The organism is Streptomyces sp. NPDC058620, from assembly GCF_042717135.1.
GTDB lineage: Bacteria > Actinomycetota > Actinomycetes > Streptomycetales > Streptomycetaceae > Streptomyces.
Genome location: NZ_JBHXQO010000001.1, coordinates 441,158 through 459,638 on the forward strand (window position 1 = coordinate 441,158; position 18,481 = coordinate 459,638).

16 protein-coding genes and 3 pseudogenes are annotated in these 18,481 nt (G+C 71.3%); 7 read left to right on the forward strand and 12 right to left on the reverse strand.

Annotated elements, in window-relative coordinates:
- Positions 1-159 precede the first annotated feature (159 nt).
- Positions 160-624, reverse strand: a complete 465-nt coding sequence (locus ACFWSK_RS01880; protein ID WP_383780565.1) for a winged helix-turn-helix transcriptional regulator — start codon at positions 622-624, stop codon at positions 160-162.
- A gap of 109 nt (positions 625-733) precedes the next feature.
- Between ACFWSK_RS01880 and ACFWSK_RS01885 the strand changes: the two genes are divergently transcribed.
- Both ACFWSK_RS01885 and ACFWSK_RS01890 read left to right on the forward strand, forming a co-directional pair.
- The gene (locus ACFWSK_RS01885) at positions 734-2,014 is read left to right on the forward strand and encodes an MFS transporter (protein ID WP_383780567.1); all 1,281 of its coding nucleotides are present in this window, start codon (positions 734-736) and stop codon (positions 2,012-2,014) included.
- Between the two features lie 110 nt (positions 2,015-2,124).
- The gene (locus ACFWSK_RS01890) at positions 2,125-3,189 is read left to right on the forward strand and encodes a serine hydrolase domain-containing protein (RefSeq protein ID WP_383780569.1); all 1,065 of its coding nucleotides are present in this window, start codon (positions 2,125-2,127) and stop codon (positions 3,187-3,189) included.
- Between the two features lie 61 nt (positions 3,190-3,250).
- On the opposite strand, the gene ACFWSK_RS01895 is transcribed toward ACFWSK_RS01890, so the two are convergent.
- From ACFWSK_RS01895 to ACFWSK_RS01905, 3 genes are all read right to left on the reverse strand, one after another.
- Complete coding sequence (locus ACFWSK_RS01895; RefSeq protein ID WP_383780572.1) at positions 3,251-3,865, reverse strand: hypothetical protein; 615 nt, start codon at positions 3,863-3,865, stop codon at positions 3,251-3,253.
- A 59-nt stretch (positions 3,866-3,924) separates the two neighbouring features.
- On the reverse strand, positions 3,925-5,187 hold the full coding sequence (locus ACFWSK_RS01900) for an ATP-binding protein (protein WP_383780575.1): 1,263 nt from the start codon (positions 5,185-5,187) through the stop codon (positions 3,925-3,927).
- A gap of 389 nt (positions 5,188-5,576) precedes the next feature.
- The gene (locus ACFWSK_RS01905) at positions 5,577-6,170 is read right to left on the reverse strand and encodes a TetR/AcrR family transcriptional regulator (protein ID WP_383780577.1); all 594 of its coding nucleotides are present in this window, start codon (positions 6,168-6,170) and stop codon (positions 5,577-5,579) included.
- Between the two features lie 91 nt (positions 6,171-6,261).
- On the opposite strand from ACFWSK_RS01905, the gene ACFWSK_RS01910 reads away from it, so the two are divergent.
- Together ACFWSK_RS01910 and ACFWSK_RS01915 are read left to right on the forward strand one after the other, a co-directional pair.
- On the forward strand, positions 6,262-6,687 hold the full coding sequence (locus ACFWSK_RS01910) for a nuclear transport factor 2 family protein (RefSeq protein ID WP_383780579.1): 426 nt from the start codon (positions 6,262-6,264) through the stop codon (positions 6,685-6,687).
- Complete coding sequence (locus ACFWSK_RS01915) at positions 6,684-7,526, forward strand: NAD(P)H-binding protein (RefSeq protein ID WP_383780581.1); 843 nt, start codon at positions 6,684-6,686, stop codon at positions 7,524-7,526. The genes ACFWSK_RS01910 and ACFWSK_RS01915 overlap by 4 nt, the downstream gene beginning before the upstream one ends.
- Before the next feature lie 161 nt (positions 7,527-7,687).
- Here the strand turns inward: ACFWSK_RS01915 and ACFWSK_RS01920 are convergent, their stop codons facing one another.
- From ACFWSK_RS01920 to ACFWSK_RS01930, 3 genes and pseudogenes are all read right to left on the reverse strand, one after another.
- The gene (locus ACFWSK_RS01920) at positions 7,688-8,845 is read right to left on the reverse strand and encodes a GDSL-type esterase/lipase family protein (RefSeq protein ID WP_383780584.1); all 1,158 of its coding nucleotides are present in this window, start codon (positions 8,843-8,845) and stop codon (positions 7,688-7,690) included.
- Between the two features lie 172 nt (positions 8,846-9,017).
- Positions 9,018-9,338 (reverse strand): annotated as a pseudogene (locus ACFWSK_RS01925) (hypothetical protein); the annotation flags it as partial.
- A gap of 4 nt (positions 9,339-9,342) precedes the next feature.
- Entirely contained in the window at positions 9,343-10,617 is a 1,275-nt protein-coding gene (locus ACFWSK_RS01930) for a YhgE/Pip domain-containing protein (RefSeq protein ID WP_383780586.1), read from the reverse strand.
- A gap of 326 nt (positions 10,618-10,943) precedes the next feature.
- Between ACFWSK_RS01930 and ACFWSK_RS01935 the strand changes: the two are divergent.
- The 3 genes and pseudogenes from ACFWSK_RS01935 to ACFWSK_RS01945 form a co-directional block, all read left to right on the forward strand.
- Positions 10,944-11,131 (forward strand): annotated as a pseudogene (locus tag ACFWSK_RS01935) (hypothetical protein); the annotation flags it as partial.
- A 99-nt stretch (positions 11,132-11,230) separates the two neighbouring features.
- A complete protein-coding gene (locus ACFWSK_RS01940; protein WP_383780801.1) occupies positions 11,231-11,392 on the forward strand; it encodes a hypothetical protein in 162 nt (53 codons plus the stop codon).
- Positions 11,393-11,657: 265 nt separating this feature from the next.
- Positions 11,658-11,777, forward strand: a pseudogene (locus ACFWSK_RS01945) (DUF1345 domain-containing protein); the annotation flags it as partial.
- A gap of 106 nt (positions 11,778-11,883) precedes the next feature.
- Here the strand turns inward: ACFWSK_RS01945 and ACFWSK_RS01950 are convergent.
- The 5 genes from ACFWSK_RS01950 to ACFWSK_RS01970 are packed head-to-tail and all read right to left on the reverse strand — an operon-like array spanning position 11,884 to position 18,452.
- A complete protein-coding gene (locus tag ACFWSK_RS01950; RefSeq protein ID WP_383780588.1) occupies positions 11,884-13,113 on the reverse strand; it encodes an amidohydrolase in 1,230 nt (409 codons plus the stop codon).
- Entirely contained in the window at positions 13,110-13,943 is an 834-nt protein-coding gene (locus ACFWSK_RS01955; protein ID WP_383780591.1) for an ATP-binding cassette domain-containing protein, read from the reverse strand. The genes ACFWSK_RS01950 and ACFWSK_RS01955 overlap by 4 nt, the downstream gene beginning before the upstream one ends.
- Positions 13,940-15,850: a dipeptide/oligopeptide/nickel ABC transporter permease/ATP-binding protein gene (locus tag ACFWSK_RS01960; protein ID WP_383780593.1), complete on the reverse strand. Its 1,911-nt coding sequence runs from the start codon at positions 15,848-15,850 to the stop codon at positions 13,940-13,942. Before ACFWSK_RS01960 ends, ACFWSK_RS01955 begins: the two co-directional genes overlap by 4 nt.
- Positions 15,850-16,884: an ABC transporter permease gene (locus ACFWSK_RS01965; protein ID WP_383780596.1), complete on the reverse strand. Its 1,035-nt coding sequence runs from the start codon at positions 16,882-16,884 to the stop codon at positions 15,850-15,852. Before ACFWSK_RS01965 ends, ACFWSK_RS01960 begins: the two co-directional genes overlap by 1 nt.
- The gene (locus tag ACFWSK_RS01970) at positions 16,884-18,452 is read right to left on the reverse strand and encodes an ABC transporter substrate-binding protein (RefSeq protein WP_383780598.1); all 1,569 of its coding nucleotides are present in this window, start codon (positions 18,450-18,452) and stop codon (positions 16,884-16,886) included. The genes ACFWSK_RS01965 and ACFWSK_RS01970 overlap by 1 nt, the downstream gene beginning before the upstream one ends.
- Between the last annotated feature and the right edge of the window lie 29 nt (positions 18,453-18,481).

Genomic DNA, 18,481 nt, shown 5'->3' on the forward strand with positions numbered 1-18,481 from the left:
CCGGCGGGGCACATTTCGGCGCCCGTCGGGCCGGAGGCTGGGCCGACGTGGACCACTACGACGGCCTCGACGGCTGCGGACCGCTGCCGGCGCCGGACATCGACTCGGCACTCCGAGGGTCGCAGCGATCCGCTCCGCTTGTTCCGTAACGCAGGCAGCTCAGCCGGGTGAGGCTTCGTCGGCCGGCTTGCGCACGACCGTCTCATCCGGATCGAGCAGCCGGCCGTCGTGCGCGCGGACCTCCAGCGGACGCAGTGGGCGTCCGTGGCGCCGGTCGGTGAGTTCGGAGCGCGGTTCGCCCGGCTCGAAGAACCGCTCCTCGCCCCATTGGCGCAGCGCGACGATGACGGGGAAGAGGCCCCGGCCCTTCTCGGTCAGGACGTACTCGTGGTGGGCGCCGCCGTCTGCTGCCGGGACCGAATCCAGGATGCCGCCCGCCACGAGCGTGCGGAGCCGGGCGCTCAGGATGTTCTTGGCCACTCCGAGACTGCGCTGGAACTCGCCGAAGCGCCGGCTCCCGTCGAACGCGTCCCGCACGATCAGCAGCGACCACCAGTCCCCGATCGCGTCGACCGACCGGGCGACCGGGCACTCGTTGTCGTCGAACCGGGTCCGTTTCACCACTGCGGCCTCCTTCGCTCCTCGACCATCCCTCAAGGCGGTTGCATCATGCTACCACTCACGGTTACGGTCTCCGGTAGCAAGATGCAACCGTTCTACGGAAGGTCCCACCATGCGCCAGGCGTCCACTGCCACCCGCTTGCCTCGCGGGGCCACCGCGCTCTTCGCGGTCGTCTGCGGGATCGCGGTCGCCAACGTCTACTTCGCGCAGCCGCTCCTGGTGACACTCGGCAAGGAGTTCGCCCTCTCTCCCGCGGCCCTGGGCGTTGTCGTCACGCTCACCCAGGTCGGGTACGGACTCGGCCTCTTCTTCGTCGTCCCACTCGGCGACCTGCTCGACCGCCGACGCCTTATCACAGCCCAACTCCTTCTGCTGGCAGCAGCGTTGTTCCTCGTCGCGACCGCAACCACCGCCACGGTCCTCCTTGCCGCAATGGCCTCGGTGGGACTCTTCGCGGTCGTGACCCAGTCCCTCGTCGCCTGCGCCGCGTCGCTCGCCGAGCCGGCGCGTCGTGGGCGCGTCGTCGGAGCCGTCACCAGCGGCGTCGTCACCGGCATCCTGCTCGCCCGTACCGTCTCGGGACTGCTCGCCGACCTCGCGGGCTGGCGCTCGGTCTACTTCGTGTCGGCGGTACTCGCCTGCTCGGCGGCCCTCGTACTCCACCGCGTCATCCCGCCACGCGACACACCGGTACCCGCGCTGGGCTACGGGCGCCTGCTCGCCTCCACCGTCCGTCTGTTCACCGGCGAACGGCTGATGCGTCGGCGCGCACTGTTCGCGCTCCTCGTCTTCGCGGCGTTCAGCACCCTGTGGAGCTGCGTCGCCCTGGTCCTCAGCGAGCCCCCCATGTCCTTGTCCCCGACCGCGATCGGCGCGTTCGGACTGCTCGGAGCCGCCGGGGCCCTCGCCGCCAACGCGGCGGGCCGCCTCAACGACCGCGGGCACGCCCGCCGGACGACCGGGGCCGCCCTCGCCGTGCTCACCCTGTCCTGGCTGCCCCTCGCGTTCACCACGCACTCGCTCTGGGCCCTCGCGGCCGGGGTGATCCTTCTCGACCTCGCCGTGCAGGCCGTACACGTGACCAACCAGAGCGTGATCCACGCCCTGCGCCCCGACGCGGGCAGCCGTCTGATCGGCGGCTACATGGTCTTCTACTCGATCGGCAGCGCCGCCGGAGCCATCGCTTCGACCGCGCTGTACGCCGTGGCCGGGTGGGGCGCCGTGTGTGTACTGGGCGCCGCGTTCAGTGCACTCGCGCTGGCTGTCTGGGCGTTCGCCAAGGACGGCACCGACGAACGGACGAGGGAACCGTCCATCCGGTTGGCCCCCGAAGTTCTGGGGGGTCGCCCGCATCGTGCGGACGCTCCCGCTGTTCCTAACCTCGGGCCATGAGAACGCGTTGTTCATGGGTGTCAGCCGCTGTCCTGACGCTGGCCGTGTCGGTGCCATCAGCCTTCGCGGCCCCTGCGGTCACTTCACGCCCGCCGGCCGGGGACGGGTCCGTGCAGCATGACGCCGACCTGCTGCGGGATACCGGCGTCACAGGGGTGTCGGTCCGGCTGACGACGCCCCGCGGGACCGTCACGGCGCGTTCCGGTGCCGGTGAACTCGAAAGTGGCCGTCAGGTCCCTCTGAACGGGTACCTGCGTCTTGGGAGCATCACCAAGACGTACGTCGCCACCGTCATGCTGCAACTCGTGGACGAGAAGCGGCTGTCGCTCGATCAGACGGTGGAGCAGGTGTTGCCCGGGGTCGTCTCCGGCGCGGGGAACGACGGCCGGGCCATCACCGTCCGCGACCTGCTCCAGCACACCAGTGGCCTGTACGACTACACGGCTGACGTGTTCCCGGACCCCGGCGCCCGCACCTACTACACGTACCGATGGCACGCCTACCGGCCCGCGCAGCTCGTTGCCATGGCCATGCGCCATGAACCCGGCTTTCCGCCGGGGACGGACTGGGCGTACTCCAACACCAACTACGTGATCGCCGGAATGATCATAGAGAAGGTCACGGGCCGCACCTGGGAACAGCAGGTCCACGAACGCATCCTGCGCCCGCTCGGGCTGCGGCGCACAGAGACTCCCGGCACCTCGCCCCACCTTCCGCAGCCGCACGCCTCCAACTACCAGCAGTTCACCGAGAACGGACCCCTCATCGACACCACGGTCCCGTACCGCCCCTTCGACAGTGGGGCCGACGGCTCGATGACCGGCACGGCTGACGAGGTCAACGACTTCTTCGCCGCCCTGGCCGGCGGACGGCTCCTGACGCCCGCCGCGCTCGCCGCCATGCGAACCGCCGTCCCCGTGCCGCAGGACCGTGGCCACCCCGCGGGCACACAGGACGGCCCGGGGCTGTTCTTCACGCCGCTGTCCTGCGGCGGCGGTTACCTCGGCCACGGCGGAAGCGGCTTCGGTTACGTCGTCCGGGCCGCCACCACGACGGACGGCCGCCGTACCGTCACCGTCTCCGCGCACAGCCGCCCCGGCGATCCGCGGACAGCGGCCCGCCAGGAGGACGCCCTGCGTGACCTGGTCGACAACGCCCTCTGCCGCGGCGCGTGAACCCGCCGGGCCAGGTGTCCCGGTCCAGGTGTTCGGTCCGGCCTGCCCCTCTAAAACTTCATCATGCTTCCTCCCCGGCCGGCCGGTCTCGCCGCTCCGGCCTATCCGTGCGCGGACAACCCGCCGCGGGGCCGTGTCCTCGCCGTTCCACCTCCTCGGTGGTCATGGGCGTCACGATGCTGTAGACGTCTCCGACCTGGAGATGGTCCGGTGTGCTGTATTCGCCGTGCATGCCGATGACGGAGACGGCCACGCGGGAGTCGGGCTGCCAGAACGTCCGGTAGTACGGCGCGTTCGCGGGTATCTCCGGAATCTCCTGGAGGGCAATGCCGCGGCGCCGCAGGAGGCGCTGCACCTTCTCGAACCGGAGCCGGGGCGCGAACCGCCCGTACCGGGCGCGGATGGCCTCGTTGGGGAGCGTACGGTCACGGCGCGCGAGCCGGTGCACCTGCAGGGCGATGTGGTGGCCCGACCAGGCCCGGCCGGGCGCATCACGGTGCCAGGAGAACTCGGCCAGACCGTAGTCGCGGTGCAGGCTGTGGGCGCCGAAGCGGTTCTCGGCGAACTTCTCCCCGAGGACGGCGGTGACACGATCGGGGGAGTCGGTGGGGTCCAGGCCGAGCACGGTCCCGGTGGTGATTACGTCCATGTAGAACGCCAGGGAGTACGGGGTCAACTGCCATTCCTCGATGCGGTGGGTGGACGGGGCGCGCTCAACTGCCGGGCGCGTCTCCGTCAGCGGCCGTGCTCGGGGCCGGGACGCACACCGGCCTCTCCCGATGCCTTGCGCGCGGTGGCGGCTCCGATGGCGTGGCGAACGATGGCGTCGGCCTCGTCCGGGTGGTGATCAAGCCAGGTCGTCATGTGGCCGCGCACGACGTTCTCCACGTAGGGGCGCACCTCGGGGTTGGCGAGCCGGCCCCTGGTGCAGCCCTCGTACTCGGGGTGGCGGTGTTTGACGGAGATGATCGCGGTCAGCCCCTCGCGTATGTCGTCGGCGGAGAGTTCGTCGCACTCCGGCAGCAGCTGTCGCGTGCGCGCGTGCGTGGTGATCAGCGTGGCGAGTGCGCTCAGGAACCCCTGCTCGTGGGTGCCTCCCTCGGGGGTGCTGTGGGTGTTGCCGAAGGAATGGACACGGTCCTGGGAAGAGGCGGACCACTGCAGGGCGATGTCGACGGAGAGGGTCTTCTCCTCGTTCTCGTCCCCGAAGCCGATGACACCGGGGTGCAGCAGGTCGTCCTCGCCGGAGCGGAGGTGGGCCATGAAATCCCGGACGCCGCCGTCGTAGAGAGTCCGTGCCGCTTCCGCCTCACCCGGTCCGCCGGTCCGCTCCGGACGCTCATCGGTAAGGGACATGGTCAGGCCCTCGACGAGGAAGGCCAGCTCCTGGAAGCGCCGCGACAGCAGGGTGAACGTGTACTGCGTGGTGGAGAAGACGTCGGGATCGGCCCAGAACGTGATCGTCGTGCCGTGCTCCGTTGTTTCCTCGTGCTGCGTCAGCGGGGCGACCGGGACGCCGCGTTCGTACTCCTGGCTCCAGCGGAACCCGTCACGCCGGATCTCGACGGTGAGGCGGCTCGACAGCGCGGTGACAATGGGGAGTTCCACGCCGCTCCTGCTGCCGGTGACCGGGTAGCCGGCGGCGCTGGGTCGTGTACCGGTGCGCACCTCGGTCAGCACGGTCTCGACGGCCGGCTTGCCCGTGGACGCCTCCACAGCGACCGGGATGCCCCGCCCGTTGTCCGCGACGCGCACACCGCCGCCATCGGAAGTGATCGTGACATCGACGGTGTCGGCGTGGCCGGCCAGGACCTCGTCGACCGCGAAGTCGACAGCTGTGTACACCAGCTCCTGCAGACCGCGTTCGCCTGTCGAGCCGACGTACATGCCGGGCCGCTTCCGGACGGCTTCGACGCCGTGCAGGACGTGGATGTGACTGGCCTCGTACGAGGTCACGTTCGCATCGGCGGACTGGTCGGGATTGCCGGATTCGGTCAAGGAAGTGCCCTCTCGCTTGGTCGTCCTGCGTATCTGGTCGGCTGATGTCGCCGAAGGGGCTGCCCGAGGTCGGTGAATTCGCGGCGGCGCCCCGGGAGCACCTGCGACAGAGACCTCCGCGGCGCTCCGATCCCGCCCCTCCTGGTGCTCCAACTCTACTCAAAATGCAGAGGAGTTGCAGGTCAGCCCGGGTGCCTGGGGGCGGTGGCCGCGCTCGTCCGGGGCTAGATCGAGGCAAGCGATACGGGGAGTGGCGACGGGCCCCGGAACGCGGCCCGGGCCCCGCCCAAGGCCCTCACGGCACTGTTCTCGGCGACGCGCGAGTCACTCTTCGCATCGCGTGGCCCCGGCGCCGCCGGTCGGTGGCGCCGGGGCGGACTCGGCCCCGTTCAGTCCTTCGGTGCGCGAGGTTCGAGCACCCTGGCAGTGAACGCGGCCAGCTGGGCACGCATCTGCTCGCGCGTCATGCGCCGGCGGCCCACGAGGTGCTCGACGAGGTCGGCACGGGTGGCGGCGAGCAGGGCATGTGCGGCGAAGTCGCTGTCGGTGAGTCCGGGGATCTGCTCCAGCGCCGCCTGAAGCGTGCCGTGCCACCGTTCGTAGTGTTCTGCCGCATAAGGGCTGTCGCCGCCGGTTCCCTCCAGAGCGAGGGCGAGATGGCGGTTGTCGATCTTGAAGCAGAGGACGGCGTCCAGCAGGGCGGGTACGCGCTCCAGAGGCGGGGTCGCGGGTCCCAGCGGCGGTGCCCCCTCCTCGGCGGCGAGCCTGAGCGGTGCGAGCCGCGCCTCGTACAGCGCGTGGATCAGGCCGGTGCGGTCACCGAACCCGCGAAAGAGGGTCGCCTTGCCGACGCCGGCTGCCACCGCGATGTCGGCCATGGTGACCGCCTCGGGGCTCTCGCAACGGGCGAAGAGCGTGTCGGCGGCCGCGAGGACGGCTTCCCGGTTGCGGGTGGCGTCCGCGCGCGGCTTGCGTTCGGCCATGGAGTTCCTCCGGTTGCAAAGCGGACCCGGGGTCCGTATCGTCATCACGTGAAACGGACTCGGAGTCCGTATCGTACGGGACGGAGTAACCATGCGTGCCGACACCGCACCGGCGGACCTGCTCCGCCACGGTCTGCGACTGCTGCAGGCCAAGGACGTCGACGGCTGGGTGAACCTGTGGGACGAGGACGCAATCCTTGAGTTCCCCTTCGCGCCGGGCGGCCGGCCGAAGCGGCTGGAGGGCAGGGTGGCCGTCGCCGCGTACATGAGCGACTATCCCGATCACATCGACCTCCACGACTTCCCCCACGCCGAGATCATGCAGACCCTCGTGCCGGACGCCGTCGTGGTCGAGATGCACGGCGTGGGCCGCCTGGCGGACACCGACAGGCACTTCGGCATGTCCAGCATCGCCGTAGTCGCCGACACGAACGGCCTCATCACCCGCTACCGCGACTACTGGAACCCGCTCGCGGTCCAGGACCCCGCCACCCACTTCGCCGGGAGTACCGCATGAACGCGCACGAGAAGTTCACCCTGGTGATCGGCGCCACGGGCACCACCGGAAGCCGCGTCGTCGCCCGCCTCGCCGCCACGGGCGGACGCGTGAAGGCGGCCGGCCGGCGCGCCACCCCCGTCGACGGTGCCGTTCCCGTGCGGTTCGACTGGGACGACCCCGCTTCCTTCGAAGGCGCCCTCGACGGCGCGGACCGGGTCTACCTCATCCCGCCGCTCGGCGTTTCGGACCCGGAGGCCGTCATGCTGCCCTTCCTCCGACAGGCCCGCACCGCCGGCGTCGACCGCGCGGTCCTGCTCAGCTCCTCGGCGATCCCCGCCGGAGGCCCTGCCGTGGGACAGGTCCACCAGGCGCTCCCGGGCCTGTTCCCGCAGTGGGCGGTGCTGCGCCCCTCGTGGTTCATGCAGAACTTCACCGGCAACCACGCGCACGCCCGGACCGTCAGAGCCGACGGGACCATCCGCACGGCGGCCGGTGAGGGGCGAGTCGGGTTCGTCGACGCCGACGACATCGCCGCCGTCGCCGTGCACGCACTCACCGAGGCGCACGCCCCGAACGCCGGCCTGATCCTCACCGGACCGCAAGCGCTGAGTTACGACGACATCGCGGCCGTTCTCACCGATGTCACCGGCCGGACCGTCACCCACCGGCACCTGACCTACGAACGGATGCGCGACCGCCTGGCCGCCGAGATGCCCGCCGAGTTCGCCGCCATGCTCGCGGGCATGGACCGCACCATCGCCGAGGGCGCCGAGGACCGCACCACCGACACCGTTCAGCGCCTCCTGGGGCGCGCGCCACGGAGCTTCCGCACCGTCGCGGAACGCGAGTTGGGGTGACTCCGGCGAGTGATCCCGTCCGCCACCGCTCGGGCGACGGTTGACTTCCCGGCATGCGACGTCCCGCCGATCAGCACAACCCGCACATCGCGCACGCGAACGACCCTACCCATCGAGGCGAGCAGCCGCCCGGGCCCGCTGGGGCCCGGGACCCGAGTCCCCTACGAGACGGGGGTCAGATACATGCCGGAAGCACCCGCCCCCGCCGTGTTGCGGCAGTTGTAGTCGCCGCTCGGCCGGGCATGGATCAGTGCGAGGCAGCGGCCGAGCGCCAACTGCCCGTAGTGGTTGGGGTGTACGGCCTCCTGTACCGGACCCTGGGTCTCGTTGCTGTCGATCCAGCGAGCCCACTCACTCGTCGTGGCCGCCGCGGGCACGGTCGAGCTGACCAGCTTGCTGGTCCTCGCGCACACCTCGCGCCCCTGGAGCATGTCACGCAGGTCCATGAACTGCGCGCCCCTGGTGGCGGCGACGCCCTTGAGGCGGCTCGCGATCTGGGGCACGAGCGAGTCGCGCGCCCAGTCGGAGTCCTTGTTCCAGAAGGGGCAGCCGCCCGTGCTGGTCCGGCTCCACCCGCTCTCCGCGTAGCGGTTATCGGCACCGCGCGGGATGGGGGAAGGGTACGACTGGAGCACGATCCGGTAGTCCGTCGAGGCGTATCCGGCCCCGGACATGACCGCGCGGATCTCGTCGACGGACTTGCCGACGTTCGCCATGACCGTGTTGATCTTCCCGTCCACGGCGGTCTGCTGGTCGTCGTGGCAGTACGAGTACCAGACGATGTAGTCGGTCGCGCAGGCCCTGATGATGTCCGCGAAGCCCAGGTCGTTGCCGCCGAGGGACAGGACGATCAGCTTCACGTCGTGGGATGCCGCGATGCCGGCGAGCTGGTCGGCCTGCGGGGCCTCGCCCTTGTAGGAGCGGCCGCCGTGCGCCGCCCGGAAGACGTTCTGGGTCGTGGCGCCCGAGCAGGCGATGTTGATCAGCGCTTGCGCCGCGCCGGCCGCGCCGTTGACCTCGGCGGAGTCCGAGCGGTGGCAGCCGTTCGCCGCGGTGGGGCCGTAGACGCGGCTCGGGTCGTACCCACTCCCCGTCCATGCCCGGTCGGTTCCGCTGCGGCTCCCGCTGGTGGTGAGGCTGTTGCCCTGCCAGCGGCCGGCCTCGCCGGAGATGTAACTGTCGCCCATCGTCACGACGGCTGTGGGTCCGGAGCCGGGACTCGCGGCGGCGGGGGAGACGCCGGCGGCCGTCAGTGCCGCGGCGGCGGCGAGGGAGAGGGCGAGAAGCCCGCGAACGGCGCGGTAGGGGGAAGAGCGCATGGCTGTGTTCTCCTGCGTCGGTGCAGAGGAGCGGGGGACAGCCGCCGGCCGGTGGCCTACGGAATCTGGCACGCCGTGGCTTGTTACCGCTAGGTAGCGTCAGGTTTCTCTTTCGTCACGGGGGCGAACACACGGTCGGACACGCCACACGGGCCACGCGGCACGGTCGTGTTCAGGTACGCCACCACGGCTCGCGTACGAAGAGGCTCTCTTCGCCCGTACACCCCACGCCGTCGGAGACCTCCTCCGCGTCCAGGTTCCAGCCCACGACACCGTTGCCCCTGCGGCCCAGCTCGATCAGACGGTTGCTCTCGGTCTGTGTACCTCTGCTGACCTGGCAGTTGACGGTCGCCGTCCAAGCCTGTCCGTCGAGAGCGGAGACGAAGGCCGGCGCGGGCAGGACGACCACGGCCAGGCCCAGGGCCACCCACTGTTCGACGGCGGCGGCCCGGCGCAGCCAGAACGGCGCCCGTCGGCCTGCGCGCCCTGCTCGGCGCTCATGCGGGCTGTGGCGTGAGGCGGTGCAGCCCCCTGCGGTCGTAGTAGTGGGTCATGGCGAATCCGAACGCGAAGGTCACGGCGACCCCGACCGCGATCATGATCCAGGCGCGGGTCAGTCCGGCGTCGGCGCGGGCGTCGAAGTAGAGGATGGCCCGTACGCCGGCGCTGAGCTGGTGCATCGGCTCGAAAATGCCCAGGAAGCGGTAGAAGCCCGGTGTGGCCTCCAGCGGCACGGTCGCCCCGGAGGAGGGGAGGGCCAGCGCGATGAAGACGAACATGGACACGAGCTGCCCGATCCCGCCGAAGGCGGCGTTGATGGCCTGGACTCCCAGGCCGATGGTGACCGTCGCGCAGTAGGAGAAGACCCAGAGCAGGGGCAGGTGCGTGGCGTCCATGCCGAGGATCGCGACCGTGGCCACCATGACGAGGGTCGTGGTCAGTACCGAGATTCCAGCCGTCATGAGCATCTTCAGCACCAGAGCCTGGGTGCGGCTGATGGGCACGGTCGGCCGGCGGGCGTGCCAGGGCCCGATCTCGCTGTCCGCGTAGCCGAGCGCGGTGTCGACACCGCTGTGGATGAGGTTGCCTCCGATGAAGCCGCTGAGCACCAGCAGCAGGGTGTAGTAGAAGGCGGTGAGGCCGAGACCGCTGTGCCGGCCGATCGGATGGCCGACTCGGGTGGTGACCGTGACGGGGTCGGTGAGGAGCAGGCGGGTCGTCGGGACGGCGGTGGAGGCCGTGAGCTGCTTGCCGATGGCCAGGGACGCCTGGCCGGCCGCCCTCTGGTTGATCTGGGCCGCCATGGACGAACCCAGGCTGCCGAGACCCGGATTGGTGAGCACGGTGAGCGTCGGCCGGGCAGTCGCCCGGTCGGTGGTCAGGGCAGCGACGGACGTGGTGAAGTCCTTCGGGACGACCAGCGCACCGTAGACCTTGCCGGAGGCCAGCGCGTCCTGGGCCTCGGCGCGCCCGAGCCGACGCCACTCGACGGCGTCCGAGGAGCCGGCCGAGGCGATCGAGTCGGTGACCTGCTTCCCGAGGTTCTCCCGCTGCCCGGGCAGCGGCCGGCTCCGGTCCTCGTCGACGAGGGCGACCGGCAGCTGGTGCACGTTGTCGTTCGGGCTGAGGATGCCGCCCATGTAGAGGAGGGACAGCAGCAGCGCGACCAGTGCGCTGAGGGCTGTCGGTACGAGCCACAGCCCGGCGTGCCGCACGAGGGTGCCGGCACGGGCCTGCGGGACACGGGGGCTCGGGGAAGGCGCGGAGGGCATGGTGCTCCGAGGGTGCTGGAACGGACACGGCGGGCGGACGCACGGACCCCCGGGCCGGTCGGGGATCCCGTACGACCCGCGATCCGTGCTCGGCCATCGTCGACGGGCGGACCCTCAAGTGGGGCATAGGGGGAGAAATTATCCCTACGGCGTGTCGGTCCTCCCGCCCAGTGGGACCGACACGCCCGCAGGCCGCGGGCCCCTGCGTTTGCGGAGCAGGGGGCATCGCGTTTCAGTGGTGGGGACCCCCTCGTGCACCAGGAGCCGGCATGTCGATGGCGCTCGCTTCACCCTCCGGTCCTTTTGATCGCTTCAGTGATCTGCAGGCGACGAAGCTGCTGGTCGCTCACGGTTACCAGCCGGAGTTCGGCGCCCGCCCGCTGCGCCGCACGATTCGGACGGAACTCGGCAAGCGCGTCGGCTCCCCGCTGCTCGGCGGCGAGACCGGCCCCCCGGCGGCACGGTCGTCGCCGATGTGGAGGACGACTCGCTCCACCGCACGGTGCGCCGCGAAGCCGTCCCGTCCGCGCAGGCTTCCCGACCGGCGCCGAGGCGTACGCGCCGACCGCGCCGGCAACTCAGCCGCCCGCACCGCATACCGAAGGAGAGAACGATGGCGCCCCACCACAAGTCCAACAAGGAAGTCGAAGGCGACCCGGGCAGCGGACATGGGGGTGGCATGCCCAGGCGCCCGGACGCGAAGGAGCTCGACGAACGCCTTGAGGAGGACCGTGAAGAGGCGGGTCTGCCCCCGGAAGGGGACGCCCCGGAGTAGGGCAACCGCAGGACCGCGACGGGCCGTACCGCTTCCGGTGCGGCCCGTTCACTGCTTTGTCCTTCACCGAGCCGCGGAGGCAATCCTCTTGGGTCGCCCATGAGCCACTCGTCGGTACTGTCCGCCCCGACTCGCCGGCGCGGCGGCGATCGGAGCCGCTGTCGGTGCGGTCGTCGGCTCACTGACCCACGCGCGCTGGGCATCCTCGCCGGGATCGCCGTGGCGGAGACGGTGTTCGTCGTGGTGGGGTGGATCGCCCTGTGGCACCGACGTCTCCACCGCCACGATCCGCGCGGTCGCCCTCCACTGCCTGCTGTCATACGTCTTCGGTGCCAGCATCCTGGCCACGACCATCAACCTCGTGGCCGGGATCGTCACGGGCTGACGCGTCACGCGCCGATGACCGACCTCGCGGGCGGCGGCGCTGATGGGGTCGGGTCCACCGGTCATTTCAGCGGAACTGCCCTGCTGCGGTGACAGGCCGGGGACCCTCAGACGAGAGTGGTGAGTGCGGCGGCCACCATGGCCTGGACGCCCGGAGTGATCACGGCAGGATCGGGGGCGAACAGCGGACTGTGGTTGCCGGGAACGTTGCCGAACTTCTCCTCCAGGTCCGCGCCCGGCGCCGCCGACCACGTGCTGTCCGGGGTCGCCGGTACGTGCCAGAAGTCGTACGGGACCCCGTCGGGTGCGAGCCGGGAGAAGTCCTCGCTGCCCATCGCCGGACCGAAGTCGAAGACGGAACCCGCGCCGAACACCTCGGTGTGGACGGCGGCCACCTTCTGGTCGAGCGCCGCGTCGTTGACGGTCACCGGGAACTCGTTCCCGACGGTGATCTCCGGCGGCCTCGCGCAGCCGGCCGCGGAGCACTCGCCCGCCACCATGCGCCGGATGCCCGCCACCAGCTGCTGCTGCACCCGCGGCGACTGGGAACGCAGGGTGAGGCCGAGGCGGGCCTCGGCCGGGATGATGTTGTTCTTGCTGCCCGCGTGGAACCGGCCGACCGTCAGCACGGCCGAGTCCTTGGCGGCGATCTCCCGGGCCACGACGGCCTGGAGCCGCGTGACGACGTACGCGGCCGTCACGATCGGGTCGACCGTGGACTCCGGACGTGAGCCGTGGCCACCAATTCCGTGGATGACGATGTCGACCTCCGTGGAAGCGGACATGGTCAGGCCCGGGGTGTGCGAGTAGAGGCCCTTGGGCCCGGGGGCCACATGCTGCCCGAACACCGCGTCGGGGCGCGGGAAACGCGTGTGCAGGCCGTCCGCCACCATGGCCCGCGCTCCCTCGCCGGTCTCCTCGCCGGGCTGCCCCACGATCACGAGCGTCCCCGACCAGGTGTCGCGCCCGGCGGCAAGCGTCTCCGCGGCGCCCACGAGCCAGGTGACGTGCAGGTCGTGCCCGCAGGCATGCATCACCCCGTCGTGCTCGGAGGCGTACGCGAGGCCGGTGGCCTCCTGTACCGGCAGGGCGTCCATGTCGCCCCGCAGCATCACGGTGGGGCCCTCGCCGTTGCGCAGGACGCCCACGACGCCCGTCACGCCGACCGCCTCGGTGGTCTCGTACCCGGCGGCGCGCAGGCGCGCGGCGAGCGTCGCGGAGGTGCGGTGTTCGCGCATGGACAGTTCGGGGTGGCGGTGCAGATCCCGGTAGAAGTCCTCCAGTCCGGCCCCCTTGAGGTCGGCGGTGAGCTCGTGGGTGAGGCGGGCTGCGGTCATGCGGCACTCTCCTGGTCGGCGGCGTGGGCGGTCGGGCTCGGCACACTCGCGAGCAGCCGGCGGGTGTACGGGTGCGCCGGGGCGCGGTAGACCTCCCGGCACGGCCCGTACTCGACGAGCTCGCCGTGCCGCAGCACGGCCACCTCGTCGCTGACGTGGCGCACGACGGCCAGGTCGTGCGAGATGAAGACCATGGTGAGGTCGAGTGTCTGCCTCAACTCCGCGAGCAGATTGAGTACTTCGGCCTGCACCGAGCAGTCGAGCGCGGAGGTGATCTCATCGGCGATGACGACCTCCGGCTCGACGGCGAGTGCGCGGGCGATGGCGATGCGCTGGCGCTGCCCGCCCGAGAACTCGTGCGGGTAGCGGTCGGCGGCTGAGGCGTCCATAGCCACGGTCTCCAGCCAGCGTGTCACCGTCTCCCCGTGCTTCTTCGCATCGGCACGCACCGGGTCGACGGCCTCCGCGATCGCCTGCGCGACGGTCATACGGGGGTTGAGGGAGGCGTAGGGGTCCTGCGAGACGAGCTGAACACGGCGCCGAACGGCCGTCAGCTCCCTGCCCCGCAGACCCGTGACGTCCCGGCCGTCGAGCGTGACCCGGCCGGAACGGGCCCGGTGGATGCCGACGACCGCCTTGGCCAGGGTGGACTTCCCGGACCCCGACTCACCGACCAGACCGAGCGTCTGCCCGGCCCGCACGCCCACCGACACCCCGTCGAGGACGGTCTTGGCGCGCGAGCCGTGTCCGAACACCACGGTCAGATCCTCGACCGCGAGTTTGCGGGCCATCACGGGGCTACCTCCAGGGTTGGCGAGCGCGGCGGTCATGCCTCACCTCGCACAGTCGTCGTGGCCGGGGCACCGGCCGCCGCGGCGTGGCAGGCGACACCGCCGCGGAGCAGCGGGAGTTCGTCCGTGCACCTCTGATGGACGAGGGGACAGCGCGCGGCGAACGCACAGCCCGCCGGGCGGTCGGCCGGGGCCGGCGGGCGTCCCGGAATGGTGGTGAGGGGCCCGGGGCGGCCCGTCTCGTCCCATCCGTCGTCGTTGTCGGCGAGCCGGGGAGCGGCTGCCAGCAGGGCCCGGGTATAGGGGTGGCGGGCGCGGCCGGCGCGCAGGTCGGCAGGCGACAGCTCCTCCACCACACGCCCGGCGTACATCACGACGATCCGGTGGCACAGGGTGCCCACGACCCCGATGTCATGGGAGATGAACAGCATCCCGGTGCCGCGTCGGCCGTTGATCTCACGCAGCAGATCGAGGACTTCGGCCTGGACGGTCACGTCGAGCGCCGTCGTCGGCTCGTCGGCCACGATCAGCTTGGGGTCGGGCAGAACGGCCGAGGCGATCATCGCGCGCTGCCGCATGCCGCCGGACAGTTCGTGCGGGTACTGCCGGACGACGGCCTCCGGGTCCCGGATGCGTACCTTCTCCAGTGCCTCGACCGCCTTGGCACGCGCCTGTGCCCTGCTCACCCCCTGGTGGGTGCGGAGCACCTCGGTGAGCTGACCGCCCATCCGCAGGGCCGGGTTGAAGGACGCCGACGGATCCTGGTAGACGATGCCGATCTCGGTCGCCAGCCGCGCCGCGTCGACCCGCCGGGCGTCCAGGTCCAGATCGTCCAGGGCGAGCCGGGCTGCGTGCGAGGTGAGTACGTCCGGCAGCAGCCGGGCCACCGCCATCGCGGTGAGCGACTTGCCGGAGCCGGACTCGCCGACCAGGCCGACGATCTCGCCGGGCACGACGTGGAAGGAGACGCCGTCCACGAGCCGGGTGCCGTCGGGGAGCTCGACAGTGAGGCCGTCGACGGTGAGCAGCGCGTCGTCGGGTGCCAGGCCGGACGGCTCGGCCCGCTCGGGGTGCCGTGCGGCCGCCCTGGTCACCGGACCACTCCGGGGGTCGGCGGCAGCCGCGAGTCCGTCGCCCACGAAGGAGGCGAGGATGCCGGTCACGGTGATGGCGACGGCGGGGCCGACCGCCTCGGCAGGGTTGGTGTACAGCGCCTCCAGGCCGGTGCTCAGCAGCGCACCCCAGTCGTACGAGGGTGACTGCACTCCGAGTCCGAGGAACGAGAGCCCGGACAGGGCGGTCAGCACCTGGGCGAACGCCACGGAGAGCAGGACGAGCAGCGGACCGGAGATGTTCGGCAACAGGTGCCGTGCGAGGACCCGGTGGGGCGGTACGCCCATCAGCCGGGCCATCGGGACGAAGTCCCGCTGGGCGACGGATGCGGCCATGTTGGCGGTGAGCCTCGCGAAGGCGGGGCAGCCGCCGAGGCCGATGGAGACGACGGCCGCCGTCGGTCCCGCACCGAGCACGGCCGCGACGACCAGCGCGAGAATCAGCGCGGGGTAGGACACCATCACGTCGATCAGCCGGAGCCCGAACTCGCGGACGCGCGGCCCCGACACCCACACCACCGTGCCGAGCAGGATGCCGGAGACGCCCGCGATCGCGGTGGCCGCAAGTGTCATCAGCAGGGTGAGCCGGGTGGCGACGAGCGTACGGGCGAAGACGTCGCGGCCGAGGGCGTCGGTGCCGAGCCAGTGTCCGGCGCCGGCCCCCTCGCGGGCGGCGCCGGACAGTGCGGTCGCCGGATCGTTCCAGAACAGGGGGCCGATCACGCCGAGCACACCGATCAGGGCCAGACCGGTCACCCCGGCCCACAGGGCCGGGTTCCGGCGCGGACGGTGCGGGGAGCGTGCGGATGTGGGGCGCGCGGATGCCGTACGCATCAGTGACCGCCCTTTCCGGCCAGCGTGCGCGGGTCGAGCAGACCGAGCACCACGTCGACCACGAGGTTGAGGAGAGCGGCCAGCAGTCCGAGGACGAGGACGCAGCCCTGGATGACCGGGTAGTCGCGGGCCAGGATCGCCTCGACGACGCGCTGGCCCATACCCGGCCAGGCGAAGACCGACTCGACGATCACCGTGCCGCCGAGGAGGGAGGTGAGGATGAGGCCGCCCAGGGTCAGCGTCGCGGTGAGCAGGTTGGGCAGGGCGTGCCTGGTGTACAGCGTGAGCGGCGGCAGCCTGCGGCCGCGCGCGGTGCGCATGTAGTCCTGGGCGAGTACGGAGGCGGCCTCCCGGCGCACGATGCGCGCCATCACGGACGTGCCGGGCAGAGCGATCGCCGCCACGGGCAGGACCAGGGACATCAGCGTCTCCGCGCCCGCCGCCGGGAACACCCCCAGGGTGATCGCGAAGACCAGCACCAGCAGGGTGGCGATGACGTACTCGGGGGTCGCGCCCACCAGCGAAGTGGTGAACGTGAAGGCGCTGTCCGTACGGCGGTTTCCGCGTACGGCGATCGCCAGGCCCAGTGGAACGGCTACGAGCAGCACCACCAGCACGGCCAGGAGGGCGAGTTCGGCGGTGAAGGGCAGCCGGGCGGCGATGATGTCGGCGACCGGCTCGCGCGTCTGGAACGACAGGCCGAGGTCGCCGTGGAAGAGCCCGCCCGCATAGTCCACGAACCTGGTGAGCAGGGGCTGGTCGAGCCCCAGTTGCCCGCGCAGCCGCTCGATGTCCCCGGGCGAGGCGTCGGCGCCCGCGAGGACGCGGGCCGGGTCGCCGGGGATGAGCTGGACGATCAGGAACGTGACGACGACCAGGGTGGCGGCGACGGCGACCAGACCGCCGAGCCGCCGCATCAGGAAGACGCCCCACGGCCCGGGGGCGAAGCCCGGTCGGTACGCGGGCCGGTACGGGCCCGCGCCCTTCCGCGCGTCCGGGGCCTCTTGGCGGGGGACCTGTGCGGGGGCGGCCATCAGTCGGCGATCCGCAGCGTGGCCGGGTCGAAGGAGCCCGCGGGGACAGCCGCCGAGATGCCCTCGCGGAAGACGTAGTGCACGTTGACGGTGGCCAGCGGCACCACGTCGTTCGCCCGCAGCAGGGCGTCCTGGGCCTGCTGCCAGGCGGCGCACTTGGCGTTCCGGTCGACGGTGGCGGTCGCCGCCCCGTACCCGGCGAGGAACGCCTTGTTGTCCACGGCGCCGAAGTTGCGGCCCGCGGCCGGCTCGTCACCGATGAAGTAGACGCCCCCGCGGGCCAGTTGGCCGGAGATGAACGGGAAGACCGTGAGGTCCCAGTCGCCCTGGTTGCCGGTGACCTGCGTGGCCCAGGTGCCGTTGTCGGCGTTGGTGAGTTTCACGTCGGCGCCGGCGGCGCGCAGAGCCTCCTGGACATACGTGTTGCCCGCGCCCTGGCCGACGGCGTTGGAGCCGACCAGCTTGATCTTCACACCCTTGAGGATCTTCCTCGCGGCGGTCGGGTCGGCCTTCGTGAGGAGCGAGGCGTCCGTGGAGACACACGGAGCCTCGTCGTCGACGTACGACGTCATGACATCGCCCGCCCCGCCGAAGACCTTGTTGAACGCCTCGGCGTCGAGTGCCTGCGCCACCGCCCTGCGGACCCGGGGATCGGCGCCCGGGTGGCCCTCGCGCTGGTTGAAGGCGACGAAGTTACGGATGAGAGGGGCCGCCTCCACGGTGAAACCGCCCTTGGTGAAGCGGGCCGCGTCCGGGCCGGTGAACCCGCCGTAGTCGACGGCGCCCGTCCGGAGCTGGTTGGCGAGCGTCGACTCGTTCTTGACGACCGACACCTTCAGGGTGCCCGCGGCCTTCCCCGCGGGCATCGCCGCGTACTCCGGCCAGGCGTCGAACCCCTCGCGCAGCTTCAGCTCGTACGCCGAGCCCCGCTCGGTCCGCACCATCTCGTACGCGCCGGTGCCCGCGCCCGCCACCGGACCGGTGCCCAGCCCGTCCCCGGCCCGCAGGCCCGAGGAGCAGACGATGCCGGTCGTGGTGTTCGCGAGACCGGGCAGCAGCTCGCCCCAGGGGCTGGCCAGCTCGATGCCGACGGTGCCCGCCCCGTCGTCGCCGGTGATCCTCGTCCCCTTCCCGGTGTTGCCGGGTCCGAAGGTCATCGCCGTGCCGGCCGAGTCCGTCTGATAGCGCTTGAGCGAGGCCGCGACCTGTGAAGCCGTCAGCGGCGTGCCGTCCGAACACGTCACGCCCTTCTTCAGGGTGAAGGTCGCACCGGTCGGGGACTCCTCCCACTTCTCGGCGAGGCGGGGCACGATCCGGCCGCCGTCGTCCTGCCCGACCAGCGTCTCGTACATCAGACGCCCCACGACGTAGTCGCTGGCGGCCTGCTGCTTGATGGGATCGAAGGTCGTCACGTCCGACGTGAGGGCGAGCCTGACGGTCCCGCCGCCCGAGGGGCCCCCCGCCCCTCCGCCTTCCGCGGAGGGGCTCGATCCGGTGGTACATGAGGTGGTCAGGAGCGAGGCGGCGACAACCGCGGTGGCGCCGCTGAGAAACCGGGGACGGTGCATGGCGATACTCCCGGAAGAATGGGGGCTGG

Coding starts and splice junctions, on each gene's coding strand:
- ACFWSK_RS01885 (WP_383780567.1), top strand. CDS start 734: ATGCGCCAGGCGTCCACTGCCACCCGCTTGCCTCGCGGGGCCACCGCG.
- ACFWSK_RS01905 (WP_383780577.1), bottom strand. CDS start 6,170: ATGGCCGAACGCAAGCCGCGCGCGGACGCCACCCGCAACCGGGAAGCC.
- ACFWSK_RS01910 (WP_383780579.1), top strand. CDS start 6,262: ATGCGTGCCGACACCGCACCGGCGGACCTGCTCCGCCACGGTCTGCGA.
- ACFWSK_RS01915 (WP_383780581.1), top strand. CDS start 6,684: ATGAACGCGCACGAGAAGTTCACCCTGGTGATCGGCGCCACGGGCACC.
- ACFWSK_RS01920 (WP_383780584.1), bottom strand. CDS start 8,845: ATGCGCTCTTCCCCCTACCGCGCCGTTCGCGGGCTTCTCGCCCTCTCC.
- ACFWSK_RS01930 (WP_383780586.1), bottom strand. CDS start 10,617: ATGCCCTCCGCGCCTTCCCCGAGCCCCCGTGTCCCGCAGGCCCGTGCC.
- ACFWSK_RS01940 (WP_383780801.1), top strand. CDS start 11,231: ATGGCGCCCCACCACAAGTCCAACAAGGAAGTCGAAGGCGACCCGGGC.
- ACFWSK_RS01950 (WP_383780588.1), bottom strand. CDS start 13,113: ATGACCGCAGCCCGCCTCACCCACGAGCTCACCGCCGACCTCAAGGGG.
- ACFWSK_RS01955 (WP_383780591.1), bottom strand. CDS start 13,943: ATGACCGCCGCGCTCGCCAACCCTGGAGGTAGCCCCGTGATGGCCCGC.
- ACFWSK_RS01960 (WP_383780593.1), bottom strand. CDS start 15,850: ATGCGTACGGCATCCGCGCGCCCCACATCCGCACGCTCCCCGCACCGT.
- ACFWSK_RS01965 (WP_383780596.1), bottom strand. CDS start 16,884: ATGGCCGCCCCCGCACAGGTCCCCCGCCAAGAGGCCCCGGACGCGCGG.
- ACFWSK_RS01970 (WP_383780598.1), bottom strand. CDS start 18,452: ATGCACCGTCCCCGGTTTCTCAGCGGCGCCACCGCGGTTGTCGCCGCC.